This window comes from Agarivorans sp. (assembly GCF_050295395.1).
In the GTDB taxonomy this organism is placed as follows: Bacteria; Pseudomonadota; Gammaproteobacteria; order Enterobacterales; family Celerinatantimonadaceae; genus Agarivorans.
Map to the genome: position 1 here is coordinate 1 of NZ_JBNKPP010000129.1, position 20,055 is coordinate 20,055.

Consider the following 20,055-nt stretch of genomic DNA (forward strand, 5'->3'; position numbering starts at 1 on the left):
CAGCCCAAAATGGAGGTAATAATAGAGCGTCACGGTACTGCTCGATCGGTGAATGAGGAGCTAATACATCGGCTAACAGCGCAATTAGGATCATTGCAACAATAAACACCAAACCGACCACCGCACCGGTGTTTTTACTGAAGTAACTCCAAAATTCTTGTAGAGGAGTTTGGATTTTTGGCCCACTAACCGGGCTAGTAATTTGTTCAGACATAATACGCTTCCTTATTTGCCGTGACGGATCCGCGGATTAACCACGCCGTAAAGAATATCGACAAGTAAGTTGACCACGATAATAATGGTAGCCACGATTAAAATGCCCCCTTGTACTACTGGATAATCTCGGCGGCCAATGGATTCAATCAGCCATTTACCAATACCAGGCCAAGCAAAAATGGTTTCGGTAAGAATCGCTCCCGACAACAAAATACCCACTTGCAAGCCAATCACCGTGATCACCGGAATTAACGCATTACGTAGCGCATGTACCACAATCACTCGCAGCGGCGCCATACCTTTAGAACGGGCGGTACGAATATAGTCCTCGCCTAACACCTCTAACATCGATGAACGGGTCATTCGCGCAATCACCGCCATTGGAATGGTACCTAATACAATGCTGGGCAAAACCAAATGATGTAGTGCGGATAAAAACGCGCCTTCTTCACCGGATAACAAGGTATCAATCAACATAAAACCGGTGACTTCATCAATCCAATAAGTCACATCCAGTCGCCCGGAAACCGGGGTTATCCCCAGATTCACCGAAAATACCAGCATTAATAATAAGGCCCACCAAAATATTGGCATCGAATAGCCGGTGAGAGAAAAGGTCATGACCGAGTGGTCAAACAGGGAGCCCCGTTTGACTGCAGCGATAATGCCACAGGGCAAGCCAACCAAAATGGCGAAAATCGCCGCGCAGGTGGCTAGTTCAACGGTAGCGGGAAATAAGGTTAAAAATTCTTCGGTTACTGGTGTCTTAGTAATAAGTGAACGACCAAGGTCACCACTCGCAATGTTCTTCACATAATCAAAGTATTGAACCAACAAGGGTTGGTCTAAGCCCAACTCGGCCCGCAAGGCAGCGTGACGCTCGGGGGACACTCCTCTTTCTCCCGCCATCACTTCGATCGGGTCTCCGGGGATCAAACGAATCAAAGTAAAGGTTAAAAGAGTAATGCCTATGAAGGTGGGTATCACCAACATTAATTTTTTTATAATAAACTGGAACATAACTACAGCTCTGTGTCTGAAGGAAGGAAAGGGGCCGTTACCAGCCCCTAAGCATGTTTATTTTAACGACACACCATAGAAGTAATGACCACCTAGAGGGTCAATCTTAAAGCCTTGAACTTCTTTACGAACGGGCTGGTAAGTAACAGAATGAGCAATAGTGATCCAAGGAGCTTGTTCCTTGAAGATCAACTGCGCTTCTTCATATAGCGGTGTGCGATCAGCTTGATTAGAAATTTGTTTCGCTTTCATAATCACATCATTGAATGGCTTATAACACCACATAGCACGGTTACCACCACCCACAGCGTCACAACTTAACAATACACTTAGGAAGTTATCTGGGTCGCCATTATCTCCGGTCCAACCTAGTAATACGGTATCGTGCTCACCTTGCTTAGAACGCTTAAGGTATTCACCCCATTCGTAACTCACAATTTCTGCATCCACCCCCACTTTAGCCCAATCGGCTTGAATGATTTCAGCCATACGACGCGCATTAGGGTTATATGGACGTTGTACAGGCATTGCCCAGATATTGGTTTTCAAATTGCTAACACCGGCTTCTTTCAGTAACGCTTTGGCTTTTACTGGATCGTAAGCGTAATCAACCGTGTCATTATTGTAAGACCACATTGTTGGTGGAATGGGGTTCTTAGCGATTTTACCGCTACCCTGGAACACCGCATCAATAATTGCTTGTTTGTTAACCGCTAAGCTGAGCGCTTGACGCACTTTAACATTGTCAAAAGGTGCTTTTTGAGCATTAAACGCCAAGTAACCTACGTTTAAGCCTTCTTGACTCATTAGGTTAATCTCTGGGTCATTTCTCATTTGCTCGACGTCGGCCGGGTTTGGATAAGGCATAATGTGACACTCGCCCGCTTTCAGCTTGGCATAACGTACTGATGCATCAGGAGTGATAGAGAAAACTAAGCGATCAATTTCAGGTGCGCCACGCCAGTAATCTTTATTACCCACGTAACGAATAATTGAGTCTTTTTGATACTGCACTTTTTGGAAAGGACCAGTACCGACAGGGTCAAGGTCTAACTTCTCAGGCGTACCCGCTTTGAGCATGGCATCAGCTTGTTCAGCAGAGAAGATAGAAGCAAAATCCATCGCTAAGTTAGCGATGAAAGGGGCTTCGGGGCGGCTTAGCACAAATTTAACGGTGTAATCGTCAACTTTAACAATTTCTTTCACCAATTCATTCATGCCCATGCCGCTGTAGTACTCGTAGGAGCCGCCAGACACTTTGTGGTAAGGATGCTCAGGGTCATCCTGACGCTCGAAAGAAAATACCACGTCATCGGCATTAAAGTCGCGAGTTGGCTGAAAACCTTTTTTCTGGCTATGAAATTTGACACCTTTACGTAAGTGGAAAGTGTACTCTAGGCCATCTTCAGATACGTCCCAAGACTCCGCCAAGCCAGGAATAACGTTAGTGGTGCCAACTTCAAACTCAACTAAGCGGTTAAACATGTTTTTAGAAGAGGCATCAAACGTGGTGCCCGCTGTGTACAAACTTGGGTTAAAACCTTCTGGGCTGCCTTCTGAACAGAAGACAAATGTTTTAGCCTGTACACTGACGGCTACAGCGCTGGCAACGAGTGCTAAAGATAGCTTCGCTAATCCTTTTTTCATTATGATTCTCCGTGTGACATCTTGTCATATATGCAACCGGTATGGCCGCATTTCCGGTGTGTTTGCGAATAGACTAATAATTTTTATTCTTGATAAATCTAGTATCAGTTGTCTGATATGTCCTGTTAGCAGTGACAATTATTGACTGTACGCGATTTAAGCAAGTCTGATCCGCTTTTTGCCCGTAATAAACTAGTATTTTTATCTGCCACTGTAAATAGCATAAACAGGATTTTATAAGCCAAAAATGACTCAGAACAGTTGAAGTGATTAATGATTCGCTAGAAGGTCATAATTATGCATATTGTAATAAGCATATACTTAATATTTATAAAAACAATCTACTAGAAAACATCATACAAATATAAAAATGCAGATGGAATGTATGATTAAATAAGAGCGAGCAGAATGATTTGCAGCGATATTGCGGCAAAAACCCCAGCTAATACGTCATCTATCATTATGCCAAAGCCGCCATGAACTTTTTTATCCAAGACTTTAATTGGCCAAGGCTTCAAGATATCAAACAACCTGAATAACAAAAAACCCAGCAAGATATTGAGTGCTGAAACAGGCACTAACAACATGGTAATCCAATAGCCAACAAACTCATCCCAAACAATGGCACCGTGATCATGTACGCCCATGTCGTCACTAGCTCTTTGACAACACCATACGCCAAATACAAAGCTCACTACTAAGGCCAGCACATAGCCTGTAACAGGCAGCTGAGCTAACAGCAAATACAAAGGAATGGCTGCCACTGTGCCCGCGGTGCCGGGTGCCTTAGGGCTTAAGCCGCTACCTAAGCCAAGGGCGCATAAATGTAGGGGGTTACGTAAACTTAAACGGGCTAAAGCCTTATCCATAGTGCTGCTCTATAACGAGGATTAGTTAAAGTGATCCCAACCACTGGGTTCGAATTGATAAGGTTTACCTTGATACTGCAACTTAATTTCACCTTGCCCAGAGGCTAGCTGACCAATGCAGGTATAAGGGACGCCGCTGTACGACAAGGAAGTATTGACCGAGCCTTTATTTGATTCTGGAACAGTAAAGCAAAGCTCGTAATCTTCTCCGCCACAAAGCGCCAATTGAAAGCTTTGGTCTAAACCTACCGCCTCGGTCATGGTTTCGGAAAGTGGTAACTGCTCTAACTTTAAACTAGCTGAACAGCCACTTTGACGAAGAATATGCCTTAAGTCGTTGGCTAAACCATCAGAAATATCAATAGTTGCCGAAGCAATATCACGCAGCCCGTAACCGGCCAATACCCGAGGTTGTGGGTAATAATGCTGCTTTAGACACAGCTCAAATTGCTGAGGCGTTAAACTGAGTTTTTGCTGTAAATGAGCCAAGGCTAGGCCAGAGTCACCTAAGTTGCCGGTAACGTAGAGCCAATCACCAGGTTTCGCGCCATTTCTACGTAAAGCCTTACCGCTAGGTACCACACCATGAACCGTAACAGTAATGCTTAGTGGCCCTTTGGTAGTATCGCCACCAATCAGGCTAACATTAAAATATTCGGCTAAGTCGTAAAAGCCCTTGCTAAATTGCGCCAGCCAATCCTCATTCACCTCGGGTAAAGTCAGTGCCAGCGTCACCCAACGAGGTTCAGCTCCCATCGCAGCCATATCACTTAAATTGACAGCTAGGGCTTTATGCCCCAGGGCGCGAGGAGGTATATCGGCAAAGAAGTGAATGCCTTCAACCAAGGTGTCGGTTGAAATAGCAATTTGACTATTTTCTGGTGCAGCTACCAGCGCAGCATCATCGCCAACGCCTAACACTACATCTTGGCGTGGCGAGCTTTGCCGGAAGTACTTTTCAATAATGTCAAATTCACCCAAGGATGATTGAGAACGCATTACTTAAGACTTGAACTGTTGCAGACGAAGTACTTTATCTAGCACACCATTAACAAATTTATGGCTATCTTCTGCAGCAAATGATTTCGCCAGCTCAATAGCTTCGTTGATCACCACTTTAGGGGGAACATCACTCACCATTAACAGTTCGTAGACACCAATCAATAAAATGGCATGCTCTACGATATCCAATTCTTCTAGCTTACGAGACAATGATGAGCTCATTGCAGCGTCTAGCTTCTCACTATTACCAACTACACCGGTCAGCAAAGTAGAAAAATACGGAACATCAGCTTTGCTCATATCCTGTTCGGTTAAGAACTGATGTTCGATGTTAGCAACGCTGTCCTTGGTCACTTGCCATTGATAAATTGCTTGAGTAGCAAATTGCCTCGCTTTACGGCGTGCAGCTGGTTTCACAGAGAGATCCTCAAATTAAACTTCGATCTGACTAACTAAGTTAATCATTTCCAAAGCGCTTAGGGCGGCTTCGGTACCTTTATTACCCATTTTAGTGCCAGCGCGTTCAATCGCTTGCTCGATAGACTCAGTGGTTAGTACGCCAAAGGTGACTGGAATATCGTATTCCATCATTACCTGCGCTAAACCTTTATGGCATTCGTTAGCCACTAATTCAAAGTGATAAGTACCACCACGAATTACCGTACCCAAAGCAATAATAGCATCGTATTTTTTGCTAGCAGCAATACGCTTAACCGCTAACGGAATTTCAACCGCACCAGGTACTCGAACTACCGTGATGTTGTCATCATTAACTCCACCCTGACGAGTTAAAGTATCTACAGCACCCGACAATAGGTTTTCGTTAATAAAACTATTAAAACGCGCTATCACAATGGCGACTTTCGCATTCGGCGCAGCCAAATTTGCTTCGATTACTTTCATTCTTAATTCTGCCTTTTCTTTGAGTCCATCAAAAAAATCGCGCTATTCTAGCACAACTAATTCAATAGACCCTTATTAAAATTTTTAAGCACTCCGGCTTATTCTTGGTCGATATATTCAATCACTTCTAAGCCAAAGCCAGAAAGCGCATGGTAACGTTTGGGTGAACTTAACAGACGCATTTTACTGACCCCTAAATCGGCCAATATTTGCGAGCCCACCCCCACGGTGCGTGAAGCGGTCTGCTGCTGTTTCTTAGTTGGTGTTTGACCGCGGTCTTCCAAGGCAAAAGCTTTCACCTGCTCAAGCAAGTTATCGGCGTCATCATCGGTACTCAATAACACCATAACGCCATTTTCTTTAGCGATTTTTTCCAAAGCCTTATCAATTGGCCAGCTCATTCGCCCAGCTCGGTCGCTGCCAAGTAAGTCGCTGAAAGGGTTATGCAAATGCACCCGGACCAAGGTTGCTTGATTAGGATCAACTTGTCCCGCCTGCATCACAAAATGTACTTTTTGGTCAATGGTATCGCGGTAGGTAATTAACTTAAAATCACCGTAACGGCTAGGCATATGACATTCAGAAACCCGCTCGATGGTGGTTTCGTTATTGTTACGGTACTCAATCAAGTCAGCGATAGTGCCCATCTTCAAGCCATGTGCTTCACAAAACTTTTCCAAATCGGGGCGACGCGCCATGGTGCCATCTTGATTTAATATTTCAACAATAACGGCGGCCGGTTCGCGGCCTGCTAAACGGGCTAAATCTGTCCCCGCTTCGGTATGGCCTGCACGGGTTAATACGCCACCTTCTTGTGCCATCAACGGGAAAATATGCCCTGGCATCACAATATCACTGGGTTTGGCATCGCGCGCTACCGCAGCCTGCACAGTTCGAGCGCGGTCGGCTGCAGAAATACCAGTTGTAACGCCCTGCGCCGCCTCAATAGACACGGTAAAATTGGTGGAAAACTGTTCGGTATTAACGTCTACCATTAATGGTAATTTCAACTGCTGACAGCGCTGTTTGGTCATAGGCAAACAAATTAAACCGCGCCCATAGGTCGCCATAAAATTAATCGCCTCTGGCGTTACCATGTCGGCCGCCATAATCAAATCGCCTTCATTCTCACGATCTTCATCATCCATGAGAACCACCATTTTACCATGACGTAAATCTTCAATAATTTCTTCGATACTGCTTAATGACAGAGCAACCTTACTTACCTTTGAGGCATATTTACTGTTGTTCCAACATTTTAAGCCAGCTACTTAATAAAGCCATGCTGAGCTAGGAATGCGCTGTTAATTTTAGAGGGTTGAGCTTGTTCCGCGTAACCGACCAGCCGTTCGACATAGCGGGCAATAACATCCACTTCTAGATTGATTTTTTGCCCCACCACCCAACTGGCAATGGTAGTTTGTTCCGCGGTATGCGGAATAATAGTTAAGCGCAGCTGTTGCTGCTCTACCTGATTCACCGTTAAGCTAATGCCATCTACCGTAACCGAGCCCTTGTGAGCGATGTAACGAGCTAATTCATTTGGTACTGTTAGCCATATATTAACGGCACGTGCGCTGGGGCTAATACTGTTGACTTCGGCAAGGCCGTCAACATGACCACTGACAATGTGTCCACCAAAGCGACTGGTCGCTAACATGGCTTTTTCAAGATTAACCCAGTCCCCCTGCTTACACTTAGCCAGCGAAGTTAAACTCAAGGTTTCGGTGGAAACATCGGCGCAAAAATAATCTTGGCCAAATTCAACCACGGTTAAACAAATACCACTGACCGCAATACTGTCGCCTAAATGCACATCAGACATATCCAGTGTGGGGCAAGCGATTTTCAAGCGAACATCGCCACTGCGTTTATCAACACTTTTAATCGTGCCGAGGGCTTCTACTATTCCTGTAAACATCTTGCTGTGCTCGATTATTGAGGGATCCAGATAGTCTTTATGTCGGGGCCAATACGCCGCGTTTCAAGACAGCGCCAAGAATTTAGCTGAGACATTTGTGTATAACCGCCTAAGCCAACCAAACTGTGCGCATCGGCTCCCATTAGTAAGCCCGCTTGATAACAAATCAATTGGTCTACCAAGTTTTGTTCAATCAAAGCGGCGGCAAATTTGGCTCCCGCTTCAACCCATAAATCATTTATTTCCGCTTCAGCCAATTGCCGCATCAATGCGCTTAAGTCGGCATCGTCTGAAGAAACTAACAATTGTTTAGCCGCTGGTAAGCCGTTTTGATGCTGAGTGCTAGCTACCCATAAATTCTGCGGCTGTTTAAAAATATTTAATTGTGTTGATGCCTTAGATAAGCGTTGCTGGCGGTCCAGTACAATACGAATAGGCTGGCGTAGCTCAGCTTGCGTCAGTTGTTCCGCTAGGCTGCCTAATTCGCCATGGCGCACATTTAGGCTGGCGTTATCGCGAATCACCGTTGCAGCAGTGGATATAATTGCATGGCTAGCCGCCCGCTCACGTTGCACATCACTACGTGAATAGGCCGAGCTAATCCACTTACTCTCGCCGTTAGCTAAAGCCGTTTTAGCATCGATAGAGCCCGCCAGCTTAAGCCGAATAAAGGGTCGCTTACGCTCAATTCGGCTTAAAAAGCCGGGGTTAAGCTCACGCGCTGCTTGCTCCATTAAACCGCTGCGCACCACTATGCCCGCTTGCTGTAAACGAGCGATCCCTCTGCCTGCGACCTGAGGGTTGGGGTCGACCATGGCGACCACCACTTCAGCCACTCCCTGCTCCACTAGCATGTCGGCACAAGCCGGCGTTCGACCAACATGACTACAGGGCTCTAAAGTAACATAACAACTTGCGCCTTGCAGGCTATAACCGCGCGCCTTTGCCGCTGCGGCAGCGTTGACTTCAGCATGGCCTTCACCGGCTTTACGGTGATAACCTTCACCAATGACTTCGCCGTTTTTGACTAATACACAACCCACATTGGGATTGGGAGCGGTGGTATAGCGCCCCCGTTTAGCCAAGCCGATGGCACGAGCCATATAACGGCAGTCATCAATACTAAAACTCACTTCTTTTCCAACTTGGCGATTTCTTCACTGAACTCTTTAATATCTTCGAAAGAATGGTAAACCGAGGCAAAACGCACATAGGCCACCTTATCCAAATTAATTAAGGCTTCCATTACGAGATTACCAATGAACTTGGTTTCCACTTCACGCTCACCGGTGGCACGTAATTGTGATTTAATCTTGTTCACTGCTTGTTCGACTTGATCAACACTCACCGGGCGTTTTTCCAAAGCCCGCATCATTCCAGCGCGCAACTTATCTTCGTCAAAGGGCTCTCTCACCCCATTACCCTTGATAACCCTAGGCATGACCAGTTCGGCAATTTCAAACGAGGTAAAACGCTCATGACATTCCAAACATTCGCGTCGTCGTCGTACCTGATGCCCATCGGCAACTAACCGAGAATCAATAACTTTAGTTTCATGAGCAGAGCAAAATGGGCAATACATAGTTAATTCCTGTAACGAATATGCGGCGATTTTAGCCGCTAAGCCGCTTTAGGTACAGGCTGAAGCCTTGAATAATTCAACCCAAGTCAATATTTCCCTGCACCGCTGATAGCCTTAACTAAAGCAAGCCGCTATGACTAAACAAACTAAGCAATTGAGGAGGAAAGGTTTAAATAAAAGGTAAAATGATTACTTAGGAATGATTGTTTTTACTAGCTAGCCACAAAACCCAAAGAACCTATTAACAACATCTATTAAAGTAAAAAGCCCTACTGTTTATGAAGAAGCAAAGCTAGCAACTAAAGCCAAATATTAGATGATCAACGAGCCGGAGATTTATGGCTGCGGCTAACAGGCTAAAGTTACAGTAAAATATGACTCAAACGGCCCGTAAAGCCGATGCAACTAAGCCAGCTAAGCCATTGCCTTGGCAAGTCCATTGCCAGGAAGCACGACAAACTTAAACGAAACTACAGTAAGACTAGAGCAATAAAGCCTCCCCAAATAACAAACTGTAGAATCAATTGTCGTTTCGCATTGGTGATGGGATTCATATCCATTTCTGTTCTCTCTTTATTCATGCAAATTGCCAGCATCGCCGATAATTTGACTCATTAATCAGTTTGTTAACTTAGTGCAAATTCAATACCAACTACTGACACAGGAGTCAACAACCAGTTTATTCTCTCATTGGTCTGCGACTTTGATCCACAGCAAAATTATCCTACAAAAACACAAAAAGGAGGCCTAAGCCTCCTTTCTTAACTATTAGCGCCTAGTCCCTAGGCTAACTACTAATACTTATCCGTAAACAGGGAAACGCTTACAAAGTGCCAATACTTGGCCTTTAACGCGTTCAATAACCGCTTCGTCCTGTAAATTGTCCAATACGTCACAAATCCAACCGGCTAGCTCTTTAGAGGCCGCCACATCTAAGCCGCGACGAGTGATAGCAGGAGTACCAATGCGCAAACCGCTGGTCACAAATGGTGAGCGAGGATCATTGGGAACCGAGTTCTTGTTTACCGTGATATTGGCACGCCCTAAAGCTGCATCTGCATCTTTACCGGTAATGTCTTTGTCGATTAAATCGACCAAGAACAAGTGGTTTTGTGTGCCATTTGAAACAATTTTGTAGCCACGTTGCTGTAGTACTTCTACCATCGCTTTGGCGTTATCCAACACATTTTGTTGGTATTGCTTAAATTCAGGCTCCATTGCCTCTTTAAAGGCCACCGCTTTAGCAGCAATGACATGCATTAAAGGACCACCTTGGCCACCTGGGAATACTGCAGAGTTAAGTTTCTTCTCAATCTCTTCATTAGCACGCGCTAGGATCAAACCACCACGTGGCCCAGCCAAAGTTTTATGCGTAGTGGTCGTCACCACATCGGCAATAGGCACAGGGTTTGGATATAAACCGGCTGCTACTAAGCCAGCAATGTGTGCCATATCAACAAACAAGTAAGCACCCACTTGATCCGCGATATCACGGAAACGCTGCCAATCAACAATGCCAGAATAGGCAGAGAAACCAGCAATAATCATTTTGGGCTTATGCTCTTTAGCTAAACGCTCAACTTCGGCATAGTCAATTTCGCCGGTTTCAGGGTTAATACCGTATTGAACCGCGTTATAAATTTTTCCAGAAAAGCTAACGCTTGCACCGTGAGTCAAGTGACCACCATGAGCTAGGCTCATACCTAATACGGTATCACCTGCATTTAGTAGTGCCATAAACACGGCAGAGTTGGCTTGAGAACCAGCGTGAGGTTGCACATTGGCGTAATCTGCACCAAATAGCTGCTTAGCGCGCTCGATGGCAAGCACTTCAGCTTTATCTACATACTCACAACCACCGTAGTAACGTTTGCCAGGGTAACCTTCTGCATACTTATTAGTAAGGTAAGAGCCTTGCGCTTCCATTACTCGTGGGCTGGCGTAGTTCTCAGAAGCGATCAGCTCAATGTGCTCTTCTTGACGAACTTCTTCGTGGGTAATGGCTTGCCATAATTCGGCATCGTAATCGGCGATATTCATATCACGCTTTAACATCAGTATCTCCTGACTCTTTTGTTACATGTTGGTGGGTGATTTTGCGAAGGCGCATTCTAACCTGACTCCCTGTCAGATCACAGTAATATTTTCTGCCATTATTAGGCTTTAGCTGCAAGGCTATAATCATACTAGCGCGTTCACTATGCAGTGTGCCCAGCCCATCGCCAGTTTGCAATTTTCTTAGTGACCGCTTTAAACAATATGAAATTAATTCACGTTAAATAAAGGGTGACTTTTACAATCACACAACCATAAAATGATAATAGTTATCATTTAAGTAAGAGTATTAACTATGCTGCGTCGTTTTTTCCTGCTCATCACTAGCTTACTGTTGAGCGCTTGTAGTGTTTCACCATCCTCCACCAGCAATGCCGAGCCAACAGCACTCAGTACTTACTATGACTTTCAGCTTTACGACCCGGTGCATCAACAACAGATTAACGACATTAGCCACTTAGCCCTGCAATTAGCCGACTCGCAGGTCATCCTGTTTGGCGAATTCCATACCCACCCAGCCATTCATCTAGCTCAATTGCGCCTGTTTGAAGCGCTTTATCAGCAAAACCACCAGCTCAGCTTGTCCATGGAGCAATTTGACCGCAGCCAACAACCCTTATTGGATCAATATCTAGCCAATAAAATCGGTGAAGAATGGTTAATTAAACAAAGCCACGCTTGGGATAACTATCGCTCCGACTATCGCCCCTTGGTTGAATTTGCAAAACAACAACAACTCAGCATTATAGCCGCCAACGCGCCAAACAAACACATTCGCTGTTTAGGCCAGCAAGGGCTCGACTATTTACAGCAACTCCCAGCCACTGAACGCCGACTGCTTGCTGAATCGCTGACCTTAGATGACCCCGCCTATCAACAACGCCTATTTGGCAACGCCCATCACGGCGATGAACAACAAACTCAGAACCACTTCATTGCGATGTTAGGCTGGGATGACACCATGGCGGAATCGATTACAAAGCAAGCGTTAACTAATAGCCAACAGATCATGCATACTGTAGGCAACTTTCACATAGAACAGAGACAAGGTACTTACTCACGAGTACAACAACGTTTACCGCAGCAAAAAGTCAGTTCGGTGATTGCAATAAGTGAACAAGAATTTGCTGGGTTAAGTGCTGTAGAGAAACAGCAAAAAGGTGATTTTTTAATTATTGTACGGGCCTTACCACTACGCTATCAAAATCAACAACACCGCAGCGCCGAATTTGCCCAAATCAAACAGCAAGCTAAAACTAGCTGCCAGTGAACTGGATTCTTAAAAACCAACGAAGCTGTCCCTTATATGCGACACCCTTTGTTAGGATAATGTTAACATAAGCACTTAAATATTTGTAAATGCCTAATTTTTCCTTTAGTTTAACTAACTAAGGCTTGCAGCTTGTATATATTGAGCCATAATCATACCAGCAGCTCACTCTTTGCAGTGACTAGCTTTGCTTAAAATGAATTGACGATTTATTACTATCGTTAGAATTGAATAAAAAGGACGGACTTATCATGAATAAGGTTTTAGTTGCAGGCGCTATTGCTTCTACTATTTTACTAGCGGGTTGTTCAAACACTACCGCTCTAGAAAACAACGTACAATCATTAAGCGACAAAGTTGACGCACTTTCAAATGAAGTAGCAGCACTTCGCGCAGAGCAAAGCTCTTTAAGCAGCGACGTTAAATCTGCTCAAATGACCGCTGATGAAGCAAAAGCGGAAGCGATGCGCGCTAACGAGCGTATCGACAACATCGCGTCTTCTTACACTAAGTAATAGTTATCGCGATGCAAAAGGTGATGCTAAGCATCACCTTTTTTTTACCCTTGATTTACCCCGACTCGCAAGGCGATGCCCTGTTGGCTCTTCAAGGCTTGATTAACAATGCTTGAATCAACGCCAGCCTGAGTAATAAATTTAATATTATCTCGACTCAATCTTAAAGTAGTCGCCTGCTGTACTTCCTGCTGGCTACGGTTTAACGGCTGGTGCACTTCTAACAAATACTCGCCGCTTGGCTCCATTGAGTGTTTGATCGGCTGGTCAATAATCCGCACCGGCGTATTAACATCCACTTGCGAGAACAAATACTCAATATCATTGGGGAATAAACGAATACAACCAGAGCTTACCCGCAAGCCTACGCCAAAGTCTTTATTGGTTCCGTGAATTAAATACTCACCGCTGCCGTAAGCTAAACGCAAAGCATATTCTCCGAGGGGATTTTCCGGCCCTGCCTGCACTACCGGGGGAAGAGTAATACCCTTGGCAGCATATTCCTTACGAATATTGAGGGTTGGTGTCCAAGTCGGCTTTTCACGTTTTTGGCTAATGTAAGTGGACATTTCCGGGGTTTCTCGGCCAATTCGACCAATACCAATCGGCAACACATCCACTTGTTTAGTACCAGGTCTGAAGTAATACAGACGTAATTCAGCTAAGTTAACCACTACTCCTTTACGCTCTACATCGGGTAATAAGATTTGAGTGGGGATCAACAACTGCCTGCCCACTTCCGGCAAAAATGGGTCAACCCCCTTATTAGCTGCCATAAGGGCCAAAAAGCCCACACCATAATGTTCGGCAATCAGTGCTATAGTTTCACCCTGCTGTACCTGGTGGAGTTGGTTAGCACCGAGCAAGCGACTTCCATCATCGGGAAGATCGTAAGTAATGGCCGAAGCGCGAAAAGCCAAGCTTAAAGCGAAGCAGATAAACAATAGTTGTTTCATTTTATTGAAGGCATTAAAAGTGATGACAGCAACATACCATTAAGCTATTTAAAATTCGACTAATTAACCAGTCTAAACCGCTCAGCCGAAAGGCCAAGAGACAAAGCTTAACAATTCACTATTTAACATCAAAAAACAAACAGATAAACTCTGCAGCAAAGCTAGCTTCCCAGAAGGAAGCCAGTATCATAATAAACTATAACTTTATTGGTATTTGGCACTCCGCGTTGCTAAAACCATATTACTTATTTGGAATTTGAGGAAAGGCGCATGGCCCAATTTATTTACACGATGAACCGCGTAGGCAAAATCGTGCCCCCGAAAAAACACATTCTAAAAAACATCTCCCTTAGTTTTTTTCCGGGTGCCAAAATTGGCGTATTAGGTTTAAACGGTGCAGGTAAATCTACTTTACTACGTATCATGGCAGGTATTGATACTGAAATTGAAGGGGAAGCTCGCGCCAATCCTGGAACCAAAATCGGCTACCTACCTCAAGAGCCGCAAATGGATTTAAACAAAACCGTTCGTGAAGTGGTAGAAGAAGCGGTGGCGGTAGTCAAAAATGCTCAAACTCGACTCGATGAAGTGTATGCGGCCTATGCCGAGCCCGATGCCGACTTTGATGCCTTAGCGCAAGAGCAAGGTGAATTGGAAGCCATTTTGGCCACCCACGATTCACACAGCCTAGACAACCAACTAGAACGTGCCGCCGACGCTTTACGCTTGCCAGACTGGGACCAAACCATCGATAAACTATCTGGGGGTGAGCGTCGTCGCGTAGCGCTATGTCGCCTACTATTAGAAAAGCCCGATATGTTATTACTTGACGAACCTACCAACCACTTAGACGCTGAATCGGTGGCATGGTTAGAACGTTTCCTTCACGACTATGAAGGTACTGTAGTTGCGGTAACCCACGACCGTTACTTCTTAGACAACGTAGCGGGCTGGATCCTCGAACTTGACCGCGGCGAAGGGATCCCATGGGAAGGTAATTACTCATCTTGGTTAGAGCAAAAAGAAGCACGCTTAGCCCAAGAAGCCTCACAAGAAAAAGCCCGCATGAAATCGATTCAAAAAGAACTCGAATGGGTGCGTTCTAATGCTAAAGGCCGCCAAAGCAAGAGTAAGGCACGGATGGCACGCTTTGAGGAGCTTAACAATCAGAACTTCCAAAGCCGTAACGAAACCAATGAATTGTTCATTCCAGCCGCTCAACGCCTAGGCGACAAAGTGATCGACGTGGATAATTTACGCAAATCTTACGATGGCCGAGTGCTGATTAACGACCTATCATTTAGCATTCCAAAAGGTGCTATTGTAGGCATTATTGGCCCTAACGGTGCTGGTAAATCAACCCTCTTCCGCATGCTTACTGGCGCTGAACAGCCTGACTCGGGTAGTATCGAAATCGGCGAGACCGTGCAAATTGCGAGTGTTGACCAGTTCCGTGACAACATGGATAACAACGCTACGGTATGGCAGGAAGTTTCCGGCGGTTCCGACATCCTAAAAATTGGCAATGTGGATATTCCAAGCCGTGCCTATGTGGGGCGTTTTAACTTCAAAGGTACCGATCAGCAAAAACGAGTGGGTGAGTTATCGGGTGGTGAACGCGGCCGCTTGCACCTAGCTAAACTGTTACAGGCCGGTGGTAACGTGTTACTACTCGATGAGCCCACCAACGACCTAGATGTGGAAACCCTTCGTGCGCTTGAGAATGCCCTGCTCGAGTTCGCCGGCTGTGCCATGGTTATCTCGCACGACCGTTGGTTCTTAGACCGTATCGCCACTCACATTCTAGATTATCGTGATGAAGGCCAAGTCAACTTCCATGCCGGTAACTTCACCGAATACGAAGCCTGGCTAAAAGAGACTTTAGGCGAAGCAGCGGCGCAACCACACCGCATTAAGTACAAGCGCATTAACTAAATTTGGCCTTTTAGCTACTTGAATAAAAAACCGCCTCTTAGCAGGCGGTTTTTTATTTGGGGCAGCTTTAGTCACTCAGACGCTAGATAAAAAAATCCCCACGCCACAAGGCGTAGGGATCTAATTTTACGTTTGTGCTAACTGAGGGATGTTTTTTAGCCTAGCCAACATTCACTCGTGCATTGCGGAACATCCGCATCCACGGGCTATCTTCACGCCAATCATCTGGATGCCAAGAGTTAGCCACGGTGCGGAATACCCGCTCTGGGTGCGGCATCATAATGGTAACGCGACCATCTTTTGACGACAGACCGGTGATCCCTAGTGGTGAGCCATTCGGGTTGGCTGGATATTGAGTGGTAGCATCGCCATAGTTATCAACATAACGTAGCGCCACAGTACCGCTATTAGCTAGCGCATCTAAATGATGTTGATCGCGCACCTCTACCCGGCCTTCACCATGAGATACCGCAATAGGCATTTGCGAACCAGCCATACCATTTAAGAAGATAGAAGGAGACGCTTGAACTTCCACTAAGCTAAAGCGGGCTTCAAAGCGCTCTGATTCATTACGTACAAAACGCGGCCATAAATCAGCACCCGGAATAAGTTCACTCAGGTTAGATAACATCTGACAACCGTTACACACACCTAAAGCAAACGAGTCACTGCGCTCAAAGAAAGCACTAAATTGCTCACGAGCACGGCTATTAAACAGAATCGACTTAGCCCAGCCTTCACCCGCCCCCAACACGTCACCGTAAGAAAAGCCACCACAAGCCACCAAACCGGCAAACTTATCTAAGCTCACTCGGCCAGCGAGGATGTCACTCATGTGTACGTCTACTGCGGCAAAGCCTGCGCGGTCAAAAGCGGCAGCCATCTCGTGATGAGAGTTAACCCCTTGCTCACGCAAAATAGCCATTTCTGGCTTGATACCTTTAACAATGTAAGGCGCCGCCACATCATCATTGATATCGAAACTTAAGCCAATATTTAAGCCTGGGTCTGCAGCGTCAAATTTAGCGTCAAATTCTTGCTTCGCACACTCTGGATTATCACGCAGTGCTTGCATCTGATAAGTGGTTTCAGCCCAAATACCACGATAGTGAGTACGGGTATTAGCCAACACTACTTTGCCATTGCGACTAAAACGAATGCTATCATCATCGTTTAGGGCGCCAATCACATGGCTACAAGACGCCAAACCATGACCGGCTAACAAGTTTAATACGGCTTCTTTATCTTCCGCTTTCACTTGAATAACGGCACCTAACTCTTCGTTGAACAGCACCTCAAGATCATCACCAGCGAGTAAGTCAAGAGCGATATCCACTCCGCAATGCCCTGCGAAGGCCATTTCAGCCACGGTGGTGAACAAACCACCATCACTACGGTCATGATAAGCTAGCAGTTTTTGCTCAGCCGTTAAGCTCTGTATGGCATCAAAGAAACTTTTCAGCAATTCTGGAGAGTCTACGTCGGGAACTTTATTACCTAACTGCTTATACACCTGCGCTAAGCTAGAAGCCCCCATACGGTTCTTCGCTTGGCCGAGGTCGATCAAAATAAGGTCGGTATCACCCACATCGTTACGCAACTGTGGAGTCACGGTGAGGCGAATATCTTCAACTTTGGCAAAGGCACTAATGATCAATGACAATGGAGAAGTCACCGACTTGTCTTGGCCGTCTTCTTGCCACGCGGTTTTCATCGACATTGAATCTTTACCTACAGGGATAGTCAGACCCAGGGCAGGACACAACTCTTCACCCACCGCTTTAACCGCTGCATATAAACCAGCGTCTTCACCCGGGTGGCCTGCTGCCGACATCCAGTTGGCCGATAGTTTAATGTGGTTAAGACTGCCGATGTTAGTGGCCGCAATATTGGTCAGCGCTTCGGCTACGGCTAAACGTGCCGAAGCGGCGTGGTCAATCAAGGCCACTGGAGTACGCTCGCCCACTGACATGGCTTCGCCATGGTAAGTATCGTAACTAGCAGCCGTTACCGCACAGTTAGCTACTGGCACCTGCCAAGGCCCAACCATTTGGTCGCGAGCCACCAAGCCAGTGACGCTGCGGTCACCAATAGTAATTAAGAAGGTTTTTTCGGCGATAGTAGGTAAACGCAACAAGCGCTCGGCAGCTTCTGCCAAATCAATATCACCGGCTTTAAACGCCGGCCCACTAAAGGTGGCGGTTTTAACGTCGCGGTGCATCTTCGGTGCTTTACCCAACAACACTTCCAACGGCATACGAATTGGGTCGTTATTAAAGTGCGAATCATGCAAGATCAAATCGCGCTCTTCAGTGGCCACACCAATCACCGCATAAAGTGCTCGCTCACGCTTACAAATGGCGTCAAACACCTCTAGATGCTCTGGCGCTACCGCTAACATGTAGCGCTCTTGAGACTCATTACACCAAATCTCTAGAGGAGACATACCCGGTTCATCATTAGGTACGCTGCGTAAGTCAAAAATACCACCACGGCCGCCATCATCCACTAACTCTGGACAAGCGTTAGATAAACCACCCGCGCCTATATCATGAATAAACGCGATAGGGTTAGCGTCACCTAATTGCCAACAGCGGTCAATCACCTCCTGGCAACGGCGCTCCATTTCTGGGTTTTCACGCTGTACTGAAGCAAAATCCAAATCTTCACTTGATTGACCCGAAGCCATGGAAGAGGCGGCACCACCACCCAAGCCAATGTTCATGGCCGGGCCACCCAAAACGATAATTTTAGCGCCAACAGGAATTTCGCCCTTCTCAACGTGAGACTCACGAATGTTACCTAAGCCACCGGCCAACATAATCGGCTTGTGATAACCACGCACTTCAATACCGTTAAAGCTTTCAACTTGTTCTTCGTAAGTACGGAAGTAACCTAAAATATTAGGTCGGCCAAATTCATTGTTAAACGCCGCACCACCCAGTGGTGCTTCCACCATAATCTCAAGTGCATCAACAATCCGACTAGGCTTACCAAAATGGCTTTCCCACGGCTGCTCGAAGCCCGGAATACGCAGGTTACTCACGGTAAAACCAACCATACCGGCTTTAGGTTTAGAACCGCGGCCAGTGGCACCTTCATCGCGAATTTCACCACCTGAGCCGGTGGCAGCGCCTGGGTAAGGTGAAATAGCTGTAGGATGGTTATGGGTTTCCACTTTCATTAAGATGTGAATATCTTCCTGATGGTAGTGGTATTGTTTAGATTCTGGGTTCGGGAAGAAACGTCCTGCCACCGAACCAGTCATTACCGCAGCATTATCTTTGTAGGCTGACAGTACGTAATCACTGTTGTTTTCGTAAGTATTTTTAATCATCTTAAACAGCGACTTGGGCTGTTTAACACCATCAATCGTCCAATCAGCGTTAAAAATCTTATGACGACAGTGCTCTGAGTTCGCCTGAGCGAACATCATCAATTCCACATCATTGGGATTACGCTGCATTTTGTTGAAATTATCCACCAAGTAGTCAATTTCATCATCGGCTAAAGCAAGGCCTAACTCTAAGTTAGCTTGCTCTAGCGCTTGTCTGCCGCCGGAGAGAATATCAACTGACTCAAAAGGCGCTGGGCTGGCATGTTCAAACAGTGCTGATGCCTGTTGCATCTCACTAAACACCACTTCCATCATGCGGTCATGGATAAGTGCTTTTAAACTTTGGTTTTGCTGCTCTGTTAAGGCTTCAGCACTATCCACGTAATAAGCAATGCCCCGCTCTAAACGTTGTACCGTTGCTAAGCCACAGTTATGAGCAATATCACTGGCCTTTGAAGACCAAGGTGAAATTGTACCGGGACGTGGCGTAACCAATAACAACTGACCACTAGGCTGATGCTCGGCAATGGTAGGGCCATAGGTTAACAACTTATCTAATACCTGCTGCTCTGCGTCACTCAAGTCATTTGAGACGTCAGCAAAATGCATAAATTCAGCATAGATAGAAGTAACGGGAAGGTCTTGCTCTGCGCAACGCTTTAACAATTGCGCAATTCGAAACTCAGACAGTGCAGGTGCACCTCGTAGTACCAACATATTTATGTGCTCGCTTTTCCAGATGGAGGTGGGAGGGGGAAAATTGCGCGTATTATAGATAAAAACTGCGACAATGGTAAACAAAACGTTAGCTTAGTGAGGAAAACGCA

The 20,055-nt window shown here is 45.8% G+C and carries 16 protein-coding genes and 1 pseudogene; 3 read left to right on the forward strand and 14 right to left on the reverse strand.

Translation table 11 applies throughout. The features are described 5' to 3' along the window. From ACQY6Q_RS07560 to glyA, 12 genes and pseudogenes are all read right to left on the reverse strand, one after another. Nucleotides 1–214 (reverse strand): annotated as a pseudogene (locus ACQY6Q_RS07560) (dipeptide ABC transporter permease DppC); the annotation flags it as partial. A gap of 11 nt (nt 215–225) precedes the next feature. Then, nucleotides 226–1,236: an ABC transporter permease subunit gene (locus tag ACQY6Q_RS07565; protein WP_427979758.1), complete on the reverse strand. Its 1,011-nt coding sequence runs from the start codon at nt 1,234–1,236 to the stop codon at nt 226–228. 57 nt (nt 1,237–1,293) lie between these two features. Beyond that, the gene (locus ACQY6Q_RS07570) at nt 1,294–2,883 is read right to left on the reverse strand and encodes an ABC transporter substrate-binding protein (RefSeq protein ID WP_427979760.1); all 1,590 of its coding nucleotides are present in this window, start codon (nt 2,881–2,883) and stop codon (nt 1,294–1,296) included. Nucleotides 2,884–3,272: 389 nt separating this feature from the next. After that, on the reverse strand, nt 3,273–3,752 hold the full coding sequence (locus tag ACQY6Q_RS07575) for a phosphatidylglycerophosphatase A (protein WP_427979762.1): 480 nt from the start codon (nt 3,750–3,752) through the stop codon (nt 3,273–3,275). Nucleotides 3,753–3,773: 21 nt separating this feature from the next. Beyond that, nucleotides 3,774–4,751 (reverse strand): thiamine-phosphate kinase, encoded by a 978-nt coding sequence (gene thiL, locus ACQY6Q_RS07580; protein ID WP_427979765.1) that lies wholly within the window; start codon nt 4,749–4,751, stop codon nt 3,774–3,776. 3 nt (nt 4,752–4,754) lie between these two features. After that, nucleotides 4,755–5,171 (reverse strand): transcription antitermination factor NusB, encoded by a 417-nt coding sequence (gene nusB, locus ACQY6Q_RS07585; protein ID WP_427979767.1) that lies wholly within the window; start codon nt 5,169–5,171, stop codon nt 4,755–4,757. Between the two features lie 15 nt (nt 5,172–5,186). Next, on the reverse strand, nt 5,187–5,657 hold the full coding sequence (gene ribH / locus ACQY6Q_RS07590) for a 6,7-dimethyl-8-ribityllumazine synthase (RefSeq protein ID WP_427979769.1): 471 nt from the start codon (nt 5,655–5,657) through the stop codon (nt 5,187–5,189). A 98-nt stretch (nt 5,658–5,755) separates the two neighbouring features. After that, complete coding sequence (gene ribBA, locus ACQY6Q_RS07595; RefSeq protein WP_427979839.1) at nt 5,756–6,868, reverse strand: bifunctional 3,4-dihydroxy-2-butanone-4-phosphate synthase/GTP cyclohydrolase II; 1,113 nt, start codon at nt 6,866–6,868, stop codon at nt 5,756–5,758. 56 nt (nt 6,869–6,924) lie between these two features. Beyond that, nucleotides 6,925–7,578 (reverse strand): riboflavin synthase, encoded by a 654-nt coding sequence (locus ACQY6Q_RS07600; RefSeq protein WP_427979772.1) that lies wholly within the window; start codon nt 7,576–7,578, stop codon nt 6,925–6,927. Between the two features lie 14 nt (nt 7,579–7,592). Then, the gene (gene ribD / locus ACQY6Q_RS07605; RefSeq protein ID WP_427979774.1) at nt 7,593–8,711 is read right to left on the reverse strand and encodes a bifunctional diaminohydroxyphosphoribosylaminopyrimidine deaminase/5-amino-6-(5-phosphoribosylamino)uracil reductase RibD; all 1,119 of its coding nucleotides are present in this window, start codon (nt 8,709–8,711) and stop codon (nt 7,593–7,595) included. Beyond that, the gene (gene nrdR, locus ACQY6Q_RS07610) at nt 8,708–9,160 is read right to left on the reverse strand and encodes a transcriptional regulator NrdR (RefSeq protein WP_427979776.1); all 453 of its coding nucleotides are present in this window, start codon (nt 9,158–9,160) and stop codon (nt 8,708–8,710) included. The genes ribD and nrdR overlap by 4 nt, the downstream gene beginning before the upstream one ends. Before the next feature lie 801 nt (nt 9,161–9,961). After that, complete coding sequence (gene glyA, locus ACQY6Q_RS07615) at nt 9,962–11,215, reverse strand: serine hydroxymethyltransferase (RefSeq protein WP_427979778.1); 1,254 nt, start codon at nt 11,213–11,215, stop codon at nt 9,962–9,964. A 295-nt stretch (nt 11,216–11,510) separates the two neighbouring features. Here glyA and ACQY6Q_RS07620 point away from each other — a divergent pair, with 295 nt between their 5' ends. Next, a complete protein-coding gene (locus tag ACQY6Q_RS07620) occupies nt 11,511–12,485 on the forward strand; it encodes a ChaN family lipoprotein (protein ID WP_427979780.1) in 975 nt (324 codons plus the stop codon). A 251-nt stretch (nt 12,486–12,736) separates the two neighbouring features. Further along, nucleotides 12,737–13,000 (forward strand): Lpp/OprI family alanine-zipper lipoprotein, encoded by a 264-nt coding sequence (locus tag ACQY6Q_RS07625; protein ID WP_427979782.1) that lies wholly within the window; start codon nt 12,737–12,739, stop codon nt 12,998–13,000. A 44-nt stretch (nt 13,001–13,044) separates the two neighbouring features. Here the strand turns inward: ACQY6Q_RS07625 and ACQY6Q_RS07630 are convergent, their stop codons facing one another. Then, entirely contained in the window at nt 13,045–13,956 is a 912-nt protein-coding gene (locus ACQY6Q_RS07630; protein ID WP_427979785.1) for a L,D-transpeptidase family protein, read from the reverse strand. 270 nt (nt 13,957–14,226) lie between these two features. On the opposite strand from ACQY6Q_RS07630, the gene ettA reads away from it, so the two are divergent. After that, nucleotides 14,227–15,891 carry an energy-dependent translational throttle protein EttA gene (gene ettA / locus ACQY6Q_RS07635; RefSeq protein ID WP_427979787.1) on the forward strand — a complete coding sequence of 555 codons (1,665 nt, stop codon included), beginning with the start codon at nt 14,227–14,229 and terminating at the stop codon, nt 15,889–15,891. Nucleotides 15,892–16,051: 160 nt separating this feature from the next. Here ettA and purL read toward each other — a convergent pair whose 3' ends face one another. Next, a complete protein-coding gene (gene purL / locus ACQY6Q_RS07640) occupies nt 16,052–19,945 on the reverse strand; it encodes a phosphoribosylformylglycinamidine synthase (RefSeq protein WP_427979790.1) in 3,894 nt (1,297 codons plus the stop codon). Nucleotides 19,946–20,055 lie beyond the last annotated feature (110 nt).

Bases quoted from the DNA above. Each gene is read 5' to 3' on its own strand.
- ACQY6Q_RS07625 (WP_427979782.1), top strand. From the start codon at position 12,737: ATGAATAAGGTTTTAGTTGCAGGCGCTATTGCTTCTACTATTTTACTA.
- ribH (WP_427979769.1), bottom strand. From the start codon at position 5,657: ATGAAAGTAATCGAAGCAAATTTGGCTGCGCCGAATGCGAAAGTCGCC.
- ettA (WP_427979787.1), top strand. From the start codon at position 14,227: ATGGCCCAATTTATTTACACGATGAACCGCGTAGGCAAAATCGTGCCC.
- ACQY6Q_RS07575 (WP_427979762.1), bottom strand. From the start codon at position 3,752: ATGGATAAGGCTTTAGCCCGTTTAAGTTTACGTAACCCCCTACATTTA.
- glyA (WP_427979778.1), bottom strand. From the start codon at position 11,215: ATGTTAAAGCGTGATATGAATATCGCCGATTACGATGCCGAATTATGG.
- ACQY6Q_RS07565 (WP_427979758.1), bottom strand. From the start codon at position 1,236: ATGTTCCAGTTTATTATAAAAAAATTAATGTTGGTGATACCCACCTTC.
- purL (WP_427979790.1), bottom strand. From the start codon at position 19,945: ATGTTGGTACTACGAGGTGCACCTGCACTGTCTGAGTTTCGAATTGCG.
- ACQY6Q_RS07570 (WP_427979760.1), bottom strand. From the start codon at position 2,883: ATGAAAAAAGGATTAGCGAAGCTATCTTTAGCACTCGTTGCCAGCGCT.
- thiL (WP_427979765.1), bottom strand. From the start codon at position 4,751: ATGCGTTCTCAATCATCCTTGGGTGAATTTGACATTATTGAAAAGTAC.
- nrdR (WP_427979776.1), bottom strand. From the start codon at position 9,160: ATGTATTGCCCATTTTGCTCTGCTCATGAAACTAAAGTTATTGATTCT.
- ACQY6Q_RS07630 (WP_427979785.1), bottom strand. From the start codon at position 13,956: ATGAAACAACTATTGTTTATCTGCTTCGCTTTAAGCTTGGCTTTTCGC.
- ACQY6Q_RS07620 (WP_427979780.1), top strand. From the start codon at position 11,511: ATGCTGCGTCGTTTTTTCCTGCTCATCACTAGCTTACTGTTGAGCGCT.
- ACQY6Q_RS07600 (WP_427979772.1), bottom strand. From the start codon at position 7,578: ATGTTTACAGGAATAGTAGAAGCCCTCGGCACGATTAAAAGTGTTGAT.